Source organism: Secundilactobacillus mixtipabuli, from assembly GCF_002217925.1.
Lineage (GTDB): Bacteria > Bacillota > Bacilli > Lactobacillales > Lactobacillaceae > Secundilactobacillus > Secundilactobacillus mixtipabuli.
This window is the reverse complement of sequence record NZ_BCMF01000018.1, coordinates 1-12234: the sequence shown is the minus strand read 5'-3', so window position 1 is coordinate 12234 and position 12234 is coordinate 1. Positions and strand designations below refer to the sequence as shown.

Genomic DNA, 12234 nt, shown 5'->3' with positions numbered 1-12234 from the left:
ATCTTCGTCGTGGTTGATTTTAATGAACGGGCGGGAATGCCCGTTTTTTTATTAGTTAATAGTGTACAAAAAATCTGTTATCAGTAATAGATAGAATCTATTACCAACAACAGATATTGTAGAGCCAATAAAAGGTTGTGCCATAAGTCAATATTGGTAGGTATTTCAATCCATTTTTGAGTTACGATTAGTCATAACGATACTGTGATTCAATACGTTAATATAGCTTAAATGCCCGGAATCTACCGAGTTTTGACACAGCTTCTTGTTTTTTTAGATTGCGTAAACGTGTTCAGGCAAGCAAAGACTTGCCTGAACACTCTAGCATTTCAATCTCCACGCTAGCAATAAACCGAGAGCTTCCATCACACAGACCGCGGTGAAAACCTGAACGTAACCGAATGCACTGGCAATCCCAGCACTGATCATCGCACCACACACGTTGCCTAATGCTTGAAACGTTTGATTATAACTAAAGATTCGCCCCAGTGCTGCCGGTTGTGTATTTTGCGTCAATATAGCTTGTAATGCTGGCAGTAATGCAGCAATTGAAAGGCCAGTAATAAAGCGTAGACTGCCAAGCCCCCAGATGTTGGTCACGAAGATTTGAGGGATGTAGATGAGCGTTCCAAGGGCGAGACCACCAATCAACAGTTTGCGTTGACCGTGCATATCACCCAAACGTCCTAGGTAGCCCGCTGATAAAACGGTGGCAATGCCTGGTAGGGCTGCCACAATTCCAGAAATAAGCGGTAAGTGAGGGGCTGACGGCAATAGATCGTCCAGATATAGGCTTAAAATTGGATTAACCGCATTGTTAGTGGCTTGCACGATTAAAGTTAGAACAAAGATTAATAGTAGTAGCTTGATATGTGGCTGTGCCGAAAGCGTATCACGGATCCCCATTTTTTCAGAAGCAGGGACGGGTTCAAAGGTTTCCGTCACTAGTTTCCAACTTAGACCAAATACGGCAAGCATCAACAGTGCGGCAATGAAGAAGGTACCCCGGAATCCAACGAAGGTTGCTAATGTGCCACCAATGATTGGGCCGCAAAGTAATCCCGCTGTATCGCCAGTTGCCAGTGTGCCTAAAGCCCAACCTTTATGTTCTTTGGGTGCTTCTGTAGCAATCATGGATTCGGCGTTATTGATGTAACCAGAAAAAATACCTTGAATGGCACGTGCAAGGATAATCAGCCACACGTTTGGTGCAATAGCAATCATGAAACAACAGAAGCTTAATCCCCCAGCGGCTCGCAAAAGCATAGGTTTGTGTCCAACACGGTCAGAAAGCTTTCCCCACAGCGGTGAAACAACCGCTTTGATGAGGAAGGTGACGGCGAAGATGCTGCCGGAAAGCAGACTGAGTTGACTTGGAGTGTAGTTGCCAAGGCTTTTTAGGAACAGAGGTAAGATTGGAACAATTAATGATATTGCGCCTTCAGACATAAATGCGCCCATCCAAAGGACCATGAGATTTCGGTGCCAATAAGTGATTGATTTCATATGTATGACCAGGTTTCACTATTAATTTCACTTATAAGTGATGCGGATTACTCTATCATTTCAGTGGTATTATAGTCAAAGTGAACAATACTATAATATTTATTTATGAGGTGCTTATGAATTTTAGAGATCTGGCGTATTTCCACCAATTGAACCAAGTATTGAGTTTTACTCAAGTTGCAAAGAATTTTTCAGTGAGTCAGCCAACTATCACGCAATCTGTTAAGCGGCTTGAACGGTACTTTAATACTGAACTTTTGATTCGTAATCCACATACTAACGGTGTGCAGTTAACGCCAGCAGGACGGCAATTAAGCCAGACTGCCGAAGAAATTTTGACGGTCTGGGAGCGTAACCGGGCAGTCATTGCTCGAATGACCGCGGATTCATTATTGATAGGAATTGAACCAACGATTGGTGAGCAGTATCTGCTAAAAATTGTTTCAGCATTGCAGGCCAATGGCTTATTTCAGCATGTACGTTTCGTGGAAGCTGGTTCACTGGTTCTGGATCAGAAATTGGCAGTTGGGGAAGTAGATGCGATTATCACTGGCGAAGTAGAGCGTGAAGAAAACCCAGTAGAAGATCGATTGGTACCAATTCATTTTCGGTTACTCGCAAGTGTGAATCATCCATTGGTTCGCCAACGTTCGGTTACCGTTAAGGACACGTTGGGATTTCCAATAGTCACCAAGAGTGCTAATTTCTTGAACCATAAAATTTTTGCGCGGTTATATGCACGACAAGAGCCTCAGGTGCTGTTTGAAAGTGATAATGCACATGTTGTATTAGATGCTGTAGCATCCAACGTGGCGCTTGGTTTTCTAGCAGACTTAATAAAATTACCGGATACAGTGGTGCCATTGCACATTTCAGACGCACAATTGCCCCATGTATGGTTGACCTTGAGATACCGCAGTGACCGCCAGCCAACGCATCTTGCCAATCAGATTATGGATGTGATTAAAAAAGCGGTCAGGGAAAATGATTAATTTTAATCAACTGTCGCAAGCTCGTGGATTTGCACCGCTTTTATGTATCGTTGAATTTTGTTGCTAATAAAAGCGCCACATCCAATAGTTATGATTGGACGTGACGCTTGGTTTTTAGATTGCGTAAACGTGTTCAGGCAAGCAGGGAACTGCATGCAAACCGACTAATCCATAAATCCAAGTTCGGGAATTTTGTACTCTTTGCTGTTACATTGCCAAAACGTGCTCCAGCTATCTAATCGCTTGCCTTCGCACTCTAGCTATTCAAATGTTTTCTCCTCAAACTAGCCGTATTATGCCAAACTAGCAGGAAGTTTAACAGAACTAGAACCGAGGTTGAGATGAAGACTCCCGAGTAGTCGAACACCGTGGAAACGACTGAACCAATCATTGGTCCCAGCACACTGCCAATTGCTTGGAAAGACTGGTTCCAACTGAAGACCCGGCCAGTAACCTCTGGTGGGGTGTTTTTTGACAGAATCGTTTGGACAGCTGGCAACATAGTGGCGTTAGAAATACCAATTAAAAATCTTAAAAACATCAGTTGCCAGACGTTAGTGACAAACGCCATTGGCAGATAGACCAGGATGGCAAAGATAAAACCAATCGACAAAATTAATTCAGTCCCAATTCGATCGCCTAAGCGGCCCAACTGAGGAGCCGCAAAGAGGGTGGCAACCCCCGGAATGGCAGCAACAATACCACTAAACAGCGTAATTGCCGATCCCTTGGGCATGATTTCTCTGACGTACAGTGACAAAATGGGTGAGATGGACATGTTGGAAGCCTGGATGATCAGGGTAGTAATGAACATTCCCAAAATTAATCTTGGATGATTGACCACACCCAGTACTTCTTTACTCGACAGCATATTTTCTTTTTTAACGGGCGTGAACGATTCCGTCACGAAGAAGTAGCTCACGAAAAAGACGGATAATAAAAGCGCACCGGTAATAAAGAAGGTGACGCGATAGGAAAAGATTTCGGCTAAAACACCACCAACGAGGGGACCGAACAGTGATCCCGCAACGTAACCAGTTGATAGCGTCCCAAGCGCTTGGCCGCTCTTGCTTTTAGGCGCCTGAGTGGCCATCAGCGCGTTGGCATTACTAATGTAGCCAGAAAAGATTCCTTGGATAAAACGGAGGGCCATCAATTCCCAGACGCTGGTGACAGCGCCCATTAGCCCCATCACAACGGCCATTCCTAGTGACGCGCGCAACAGCATCAGTTTACGGCCTTTTCGGTCAGCTAAGCGGCCCCACATTGGACTGGCTACGGCTGTTACCAAGTAGGTCGCGGAGAACGTGATACCGGAGTATAGGTTAAGCTGATCTTTGGTGAAGTTACCTAGTGTATCCACATAGAGGGATAAGAACGGCATGATTTCGCTAAAGGCGAGTCCAGCCATGAAGGTACCAAACCACAGGACGAATAAGTTGCGCCGCCAGATGGGGCGTTTGGGCTTGACGGTGGCAGGTTCTGGTTCAGTCAATGAATATCAATCTTCTTTCTTTTAAATCATTCTTCAATCGGTTAAAATATAGCAGTAACATTAAGAGTAGCACGTTTTGGGTGTATAACCAAGGTATACCAATTACGCGTTAAAATTATTAGATCGCTTACATATGCGATTTAATAGGGATGGTGGGGAGAACAAATGAAACATAAAGAACATAGCCAATTTACAAGGTGGCTGTATCGCATTGGTTTGGTGATACTGTTACTCATTTCGCTGGGATTAATTTTTAACCAGCAGATCAAGAACTATCTGGTGAGTTCGTATCAACCGAAAATAACGGCTAAATCAGCTGCTGACAACGACAAGAAGCAGGCTAATTTTAATTTTAAAAACGCTAAATCTCTGAATTTCTCAACGGTGGCGAATGCCCGGATGAACTCAAAAAAAATTCTGCCGGTGGGTCAGATCTTAGTTCCCAAGTCCGGTATTCACTTGCCGATTGCTAAAGGCGTTGCTAATACGACGCTTGCGTTAGCTGCCGGGACCATGCGTTCAGATCAGAAGATGGGGCACGGTAACTATCCGTTGGCGGGCCACCACATGGTGCGCAAAGACATTCTTTTTTCACCGCTGTACTTTAAGACGCGGGTAGGCGACACGATCTACACCACGGACATGAAGCAGGTCTACACGTTTAAGGTTTACCGACGGGCGTTTATCGCGGCCACGCGTGTTGACGTGGTGAACCAAACGAAGGCCAATATCATTACGCTAGTGACCTGTGACGCAACAGGGGCGCGGCGGTTGATGATCCGTGGGAGATTGACGCATACTGCAAAGTTGGCGGATACGCCGGTGAAGGTTCAAAAGGGGTTTGAGGCGAGGTTTAATAATAAGTAAGTGTGCGAAACAACTCGGTAGATTCCAGAATATAACGTGAATAAAACCCATTCCGGCGAACTTTGTCGGAATGGGTTTTATTCACGTTATATGGCCGGAATCTGAGTTGTGGAACCGTTCTGGGCTAGATTGGCGTATTGCACAAAGGTAAATCTTTAGTCAGCCGCTTTAATCCTATCCAACCAAGCTGGCAGTGCCGACATTAAGACTTGATAGGTATATTCAAACCGGTGGGTGTACCAGGGATCTGGAATTTCCTGCCCCTGTTTATCGGGCAGAATGTCTAAGCAGAGATGAATCTTATGGCGGTCTTGCGCAGGCGCCATCTGGTTGAGGTTAAAGATGTTTTGGTTGTCCATCGTAATAATGTAATCAGCCCAGTCAAAATCTTGCCAGGTAATTGGTCGCGAGTGCATGTCGCTGTAATCCAGGCCGTGGGCAGCCATCACTTTACGTGCACCGGGGTGAGGCTGATGACCCTCTTCTTCGCTACTCGTTGCGCATGAATCAACTTGAATTTGATCCTGCAGGCCAGCTTTGGCAACCAGATTCCTGAAAATGGCTTCGGCCATAGGTGACCGGCAGATGTTACCTAAACAGACAAAAAGTACGTTGGTCATGATGGAAGCTCCTTTTGAATCATTTCCTTCATATTATTGAATAACCACCGGCACGTCAAGCGACGGAACAACCACAATAAATTTAATCAGATTGAACCTTTAGCATTTTTTAGAGTTGTTTCGTAGTACAATAAAAGTGTCTAAAACGAGAGAGAGCGTGGGAAATGTGATGCAAGGGAATTTTATCTATATCAACTGGGAACAGGTGAACAATCTTGTGATTTCGTATGGGATTACTTCGGCCGATTTTGTGAACGGTATGCCGGAAGTACCACAACGAATTGTTTTGATCGATGGAAAGCTTGAGGGTAATCAAGTTAATAGTCACACCCGTTTTCAAACGGTCACTGGGCAAAATTCAGTTCGTGAGTTTTTACTTTCACGGACGGACTCCCCTAAGATGTGGCTGGATTATCATGAGAGCGATGATTTGGATTTAATGATGCCTAGTGAGATTGCCGAACTATTATATATGGCCCACATGGGCACTCACTATCACTTGCCACTCTATTCTAAGCTGCAGAACGCCTACGCTTTTTTAAGTACGAAGAGCGATTTTGTCAAAGTTTACTATCGTCAGATGGCGACCTTTGAACATATTTTGGATATTTCAATGAAACGTCATTTAAGGCTATTGCATAGTAATCGTTGGATGATGTTTAACCGGCCCTTTTCGGTTAGTGAGGTGCCTAAGGACATCATTCAAAAACTGTCGGCTGCTTTCTCAGAGGGATTAGTGTTTGCCTTTGATCAAGCAGTTGAGCGGCGCAGGGTGTACTTAATCCCCATCAGATTGCAGGAACATCCGGAACGGCAAAACTGGTGGCATGACCGAATGGATGTCTACGAAACGACCCACCAAGTTGGGACCCTCAAATATGATGTTGAGCAAAAGCAGTGGAGTATTGAGATTACTGATGAAACGCCCTTTACAGAAAATGAAATGGATTTATAAGCGGAGTCAATCGAGGAACAGCTCGATATGTCCCCGTTTTTTTGGTGGGGAGTCGTGGTATAATGAGACCCGACGTGTTTTAAAAAATGAGACGAAAATAGGAGATTGTTTTCAATGAAGATGCAACTTGGTGAAATTGCAAGCGCAATTTCTGCTCAGAATGATACGAGTGCCTGGAATCAGATTGAAGTTTCCAGTGTCGCATTTGATAGTCGTCAGCTTTCTAAGGGGGCACTATTTGTGCCGTTGGAAGGCGAACGCGACGGCCATGAGTTTGTTAAGGGTGCACTGCAAAATGGTGCGGTCGCTACACTTTGGAAAGCAGATCATGGCGAGGCACCCGCTGGCTTACCTGTGCTGGTTGTCGATGACCCGTTGACTGCGCTGCAATCCCTTAGTCGGTACTATCTATTAAAAATCAATCCTAAAGTTGTGGCCATTACTGGGTCTAATGGTAAGACGACGACCAAAGATATGGTTGCCGCCATTCTCGCCACTCAGTTTAACGTGACGAAAACGATGGCTAATTTTAACAACGAAATTGGCGTGCCCGTTACCATCTTATCCATGGAGCCTAATACTGAAGTATTGGTGATTGAAATGGGCATGGATCGTCCGGGCCAACTTGATTTCTTAAGCCGCTTGGTAGAGCCAGACGTTGCCATCATCACCATGATTGGTGAAGCGCACATTGAATTCTTTGGCACGCGGGATAAAATTGCTGATGCGAAGATGGAAATCACGCATGGCTTGAAGGCAGACGGCACGTTTATTTACGATGGCGATGAGCCTTTATTGGTTGAACGCGCTAAAGCTATCTCTCAACGTCAGCAAACGTTTGGCCGCCATGAGACGGATGATATGTATGTTTTGGATGTTGAAGCAACGGATACGCAAACTCGGTTCACCACCAGTGCATGGCCGGATCAGAAAATGACAGTGCCGATGATCGGTGATTATAACGTTAATAATGCGTTGGCCGCCCTGAGTGTTGCGCGGTTATACCGAATCTCACCACAGGCCTCTGCCAAAGCCTTTACCAATCTTAATCTGACGGAAAACCGTGCAGAGTGGGTAAATGGTCACGCAGGCGAACGTATTTTAAGTGATGTTTATAATTCAAATCCAACGGCGGTCAAAGAAGTGATGGCGGCTTTCTCCAAAGTGGCGACTAATGGCAAGCGGCGCGTCGTACTGGGCGATATGCTGGAGTTAGGGGAACAGTCTGATCGGTTACATGCTGGATTGGAGGAAGCTTTTGATCCTAAGTCTATTCAGGATGTTTACCTTGTGGGCCCGCATATGAAAGCATTGTACCAAGCCTTACAGGATCGATTTGAGCTGAGTCATCTTCACTTATATGAAACGGCTGAACAGGCAAAGTTAATTGCTCAGCTGAATGAGGATATTCAATCTGAGGATATTGTTTTAATTAAAGGTAGTCACGGCATCCATTTAGAGAATGTTTTAGCTGCATTACAATAATTCAAACAACCGCTGTCTATTTTATAGAAGCGGCTGTTTTTTCTACTGTGAATATTAGTAGTTGCTTTTCTCTCGTGGGTGATGTATGATACTCTAGTTGTATTTTTTTAGAACTGCATCATTCAAACGGGGAATATGACGCACCATACGAGACGGATTTCTCATAGTCTTATTCCCTTTGTAAAAGCCTATTAGGAGGACACTTATTTGAAGTTTTCAGAACTCGGGTTATCAAAAGCTTTGCTCAAGGCCGTCGAACGTAACGGTTACGAGGAAGCAACCCCCATTCAAGCAGAAACCATTCCAATGGTATTGGAAGGTAAAGACGTTATCGGACAAGCACAAACAGGGACTGGGAAGACTGCGGCCTTCGCTTTACCTATTTTGCAAAACATCGATCGGGACGATCCCAACATTCAAGCGCTGGTCATTTCACCAACTCGTGAATTAGCCATTCAAACCCAGGAACAAATTTTCCAATTGGGTCATGAAGAGCACGCGAAGGTTCAAGTTGTCTACGGTGGTGCTGATATCCGTCGTCAAATCAACAGCTTGAAGAACCATCCCCAAGTCTTAGTCGGAACGCCTGGCCGTCTGTTGGATCATATGAACCGTCGGACCGTTAAACTAGACCACATTAAAATGCTGGTTTTAGATGAAGCCGATGAGATGTTAAACATGGGATTCTTAGATGATATTGAATCTATCATCAAGGCAACGCCAGACGAACGGCAAACAATGCTGTTTTCTGCAACGATGCCACCAGAGATCAAACGGGTTGGTGTGCAATTTATGCACGAACCACACCACGTTAAGATCAAAGCAAAAGAATTAACGACTGACTTAATTGAACAATACTATGTCCGTGCTAAGGACTATGAGAAGTTTGATGTGATGACCCGGATGTTTGATGTTCAAGCACCTGATCTGAGCATTGTCTTTACTCGAACAAAGCGTCGGGTGGATGAAATCACCCGTGGCCTTGAAGCCCGTGGCTATAACGCTGCTGGGATTCACGGTGATTTGACTCAGAAGAGCCGTTCACAAATTCTGAACCGGTTTAAGCATGGTAAGCTTGATATCTTAGTGGCAACCGATGTTGCTGCCCGTGGGATCGATGTTGAAGATGTTACCCATGTCTTTAACTACGATATTCCTCAAGATCCAGATAGTTACGTGCACCGTGTCGGCCGTACTGGTCGTGCCGGTCATCATGGTGTGTCATTAACCTTCGTGACAACAAACGAAATGGACTACCTGCGTGAGATTGAAAAGTTGACTAAGGTGCGGATGCTGCCATTGAAGCCACCTTCGGAAGCCGAAGCCTTCAACGGTCAGTTGAGCAATGCTGAAGCTACAGTTAAGGATCTGGTTGAAAAAACCGATACTGACAAGTATGCTGACGTTGCTTCAAAGCTGTTGGATCAGTACGAAGCAGTTGACTTAGTTGCTGCTCTTCTGAATGACTTGACCAAGGATAACTCTAACCAAGTTCCCGTTAAGATCACACCAGAACGGCCATTACCTCGTCACAAGGGTGGCGGCGGTAGCCGTAATTATCGTGGCGGTCATGGTGGCGGCCATGGTCGTGGCGGCAACAACCGTCGTTACGGTAAAGGTAATGACAGTCATCGTCGTTCAGGTTCAGGTTCTGGTAAGGACCATCGGGATCATGGCGGTAGCCGTGATCGTCGCGACCGTAAGAACAGCGGTGGCAACAAACATGGTTTTACGATTCGTAAAAAAGATTAATTAAACGTTTAAAATATGATTCTTCAGTCAGTGAGCTGAGGAATCATATTTTTTTATGAGAAAAAATGAGAAATTAGCGAGTGAAAAAGCATCAACCAAGCGTGAGTAGGAGTCATGCTAGTGGGTGATTGAATGTGGTAAAATTAAAACTACGAAATCAGTGTGAAAGTGAGGCGCTAGCTTGATATACGGAATTGGAGTAGATATTGAAGAAATCAGCCGAATCTGTGAAGTAACGGATCAGGCGCGGTTCGTTAAAAAGGTGTTAACACCAAACGAAATAGCTGTCTATCGAACCTTGAACGCTAAGCGTGGTGCCGAATTTCTTGCTGGTCGCTGGTCTGCCAAAGAAGCTTATAGCAAGGCGTTCGGAACGGGAATTGGCCAAGCGGTTTCTTTTCAAGACCTGGAAATACTAGACGATGAGAACGGTAAACCAGTACTGGTTAAGCATCCATTCGAGGGAAAAGGGTTCGTTTCAATCTCTCATACCCGCGATTTAGTGATGGCTCAAGTCTTGCTAGAAGGAGATTCAGCAAAATGACAATTGGTATTCACCGGCCGACACAGCTGGTCATTAACAGAGCCGCTATTTACCATAATATTGCTACTGAAAAGTCCCGGTTGAAGCCGGGAGTGGAACTATTTCAAGTTGTTAAGGCTAACGGATACGGCCACGGTATCGTTGAAGTAGCAACGGTTGCCGAAAGGGCCGGAGCAACCGGCTTTTGTGTTGCTATTTTAGATGAAGCTTTAACGCTGCGAGATGCTGGTTTCAAACAGCCGATTTTGGTATTAGGCATCACTGAGCCGCAATATGCTGATTTGATGGCAACAAATCGGATTTCTGCCACGGTTGGTTCGATTGATTGGTTGAAAGAAGCGGCCAACTATTTGACTGGTGACAATCAGTTAGCGGTCCATATTGCCTTAGATACTGGCATGGGACGAATCGGTTTTCAATATCCCGAAGAGTTACGCACCGCAACTGAATATCTTGAATCAAGTAGCCAATTTAATTTTGAGGGTATTTTTACTCACTTTTCCAAAGCTGACGCTGCAGATACAGCTTACTTCCAACATCAGCTAGCGCGCTGGCAAGCGTTTATGGCGGTATTACCGGTCCGACCAAAGTATGTCCACGTCTCTAATTCTGCTACCAGCCTATGGCATGATGCCTGCAACGGTAATATGATTCGCTATGGCGTTGCAGCGTACGGGCTTAATCCCTCTGGTGTTGAATTAACCCCGCCGTTTGAATTACAACCCGCGATGAGCTTGACGACCAAAATGGTATTCGTCAAAAAGTTACCTAAGGGTTACTCGGTGAGCTATGGGGCGACTTATACGGCACAGCAAGATGAATGGGTGGCAACTTTGCCGATTGGTTATGCTGACGGGTATGAGCGTCGTCTTCAAGGCTTCCACGTTTTAGTAGATGCTAACTATTGCGATATTATTGGCCGCGTTTGCATGGATCAGCTGATGATTCGATTACCGCACGAATATCCAGTAGGAACTGAAGTGACAATGATTGGTGAGGATCACGGCAAGACCATTAGTTTACAGGATGTTGCTGATTACTGTGGGACGATTCACTACGAAATTGCGTGTGGTTTCACTGAACGATTAAATCGAACTTATATTAATTAAACTGTGAGAGCCCCTTATCTGAGCAAAACTTAGGTGAGGGGTTCTTTTTTATTAGCGTCAATGGTAGAATTGTAAGAATAAGTAACGGAGAAAAATAGGCGTCTATCATGAAAAGTTATAGCGTACTAGGTATAATAAATGGGCGATGATCATTATAAATTCAGCCCGTAACTTTTTAGAACTTAGCATTCGATTGATTTAGTCAATCTGACGGAGTCGTTGATCACCGGATACTAACGGTAGGTTAACACAAACCTACTTGGGTTAAATGACTGTATGAATATCACGTTACCCAGTCATAGTTGGAGGATCTATCATTGGGCTGGCGCAAGTACAAGGGGATGAAAAGATGGCAAATGATGAGATCAAACGGGGCGATATCTACTATGCTGATTTATCACCCGTCGTTGGATCGGAACAAGGTGGTGTGAGACCAGTGCTGATCGTTCAAAACAACATTGGTAACCACTACAGTCCAACGGTGATTGTCGCTGCTATAACAGCAAGAATATCGAAACCTAAAATGCCGACACATGTGCCAATTAAAGCTCATCATACGGGTATCGAAAAAGATTCGGTGATCTTATTAGAGCAGATCCGCACGATAGATAAGCAGCGTTTAAAAGATCATGTGGCAGAATTAGATGCGGGTACCATGAACCAAGTTGATCACGCTTTAGAAGTCAGCATTGGCTTAAATAAAAAGAGTGACTATAAGCAGCATAAGCGAGCCTAATCTGGAAAACTTACATAATGTAAAAAGCTATCTTCTCAGGAAGATAGCTTTTTTGGGCTCTTTGACAACTGTTGTTGGTAAATTTCTTAAATTAGTTCTAATCACTATTTTGTGATTAGGACTTTTTTAGTTTTGATGTGCAAGGTATAAAGTACTCTTACTCTAAATTTCCG

The 12234-nt window shown here is 44.6% G+C and carries 11 protein-coding genes; 8 read left to right on the top strand and 3 right to left on the bottom strand.

The window, feature by feature from the left end; all coding sequences use genetic code 11:
- Positions 1-321: 321 nt before the first annotated feature.
- Positions 322-1461 (bottom strand): MFS transporter, encoded by a 1140-nt coding sequence (locus IWT5_RS11615; protein WP_225360285.1) that lies wholly within the window; start codon positions 1459-1461, stop codon positions 322-324.
- Positions 1462-1622: 161 nt separating this feature from the next.
- On the opposite strand from IWT5_RS11615, the gene IWT5_RS11610 reads away from it, so the two are divergent.
- Complete coding sequence (locus IWT5_RS11610; RefSeq protein ID WP_089110101.1) at positions 1623-2498, top strand: LysR family transcriptional regulator; 876 nt, start codon at positions 1623-1625, stop codon at positions 2496-2498.
- Positions 2499-2754: 256 nt separating this feature from the next.
- Here IWT5_RS11610 and IWT5_RS11605 read toward each other — a convergent pair whose 3' ends face one another.
- Positions 2755-3993 (bottom strand): multidrug efflux MFS transporter, encoded by a 1239-nt coding sequence (locus IWT5_RS11605; protein ID WP_089110100.1) that lies wholly within the window; start codon positions 3991-3993, stop codon positions 2755-2757.
- A gap of 165 nt (positions 3994-4158) precedes the next feature.
- On the opposite strand from IWT5_RS11605, the gene IWT5_RS11600 reads away from it, so the two are divergent.
- Positions 4159-4860, top strand: coding sequence for a class A sortase (locus tag IWT5_RS11600; RefSeq protein WP_089110099.1), 702 nt, complete (start codon positions 4159-4161; stop codon positions 4858-4860).
- Positions 4861-5015: 155 nt separating this feature from the next.
- Here IWT5_RS11600 and IWT5_RS11595 read toward each other — a convergent pair whose 3' ends face one another.
- Complete coding sequence (locus IWT5_RS11595; RefSeq protein ID WP_089110098.1) at positions 5016-5480, bottom strand: low molecular weight protein-tyrosine-phosphatase; 465 nt, start codon at positions 5478-5480, stop codon at positions 5016-5018.
- 166 nt (positions 5481-5646) lie between these two features.
- Here IWT5_RS11595 and IWT5_RS11590 point away from each other — a divergent pair, with 166 nt between their 5' ends.
- The 6 genes from IWT5_RS11590 to IWT5_RS11565 all read left to right on the top strand — a co-directional run bounded on the left by IWT5_RS11590 (position 5647) and on the right by IWT5_RS11565 (position 12061).
- Entirely contained in the window at positions 5647-6435 is a 789-nt protein-coding gene (locus IWT5_RS11590; protein WP_143443101.1) for a hypothetical protein, read from the top strand.
- Between the two features lie 114 nt (positions 6436-6549).
- Positions 6550-7920: a UDP-N-acetylmuramoyl-tripeptide--D-alanyl-D-alanine ligase gene (locus IWT5_RS11585; protein ID WP_089110096.1), complete on the top strand. Its 1371-nt coding sequence runs from the start codon at positions 6550-6552 to the stop codon at positions 7918-7920.
- Between the two features lie 207 nt (positions 7921-8127).
- Entirely contained in the window at positions 8128-9672 is a 1545-nt protein-coding gene (gene cshA, locus IWT5_RS11580) for a degradosome RNA helicase CshA (protein WP_089110095.1), read from the top strand.
- A gap of 181 nt (positions 9673-9853) precedes the next feature.
- Positions 9854-10216, top strand: coding sequence for a holo-ACP synthase (gene acpS / locus IWT5_RS11575; RefSeq protein ID WP_089110094.1), 363 nt, complete (start codon positions 9854-9856; stop codon positions 10214-10216).
- Complete coding sequence (gene alr / locus IWT5_RS11570) at positions 10213-11325, top strand: alanine racemase (RefSeq protein ID WP_089110093.1); 1113 nt, start codon at positions 10213-10215, stop codon at positions 11323-11325. The genes acpS and alr overlap by 4 nt, the downstream gene beginning before the upstream one ends.
- 349 nt (positions 11326-11674) lie before the next feature.
- On the top strand, positions 11675-12061 hold the full coding sequence (locus IWT5_RS11565; RefSeq protein WP_089110092.1) for a type II toxin-antitoxin system PemK/MazF family toxin: 387 nt from the start codon (positions 11675-11677) through the stop codon (positions 12059-12061).
- The last annotated feature ends 173 nt before the right edge of the window (positions 12062-12234 follow it).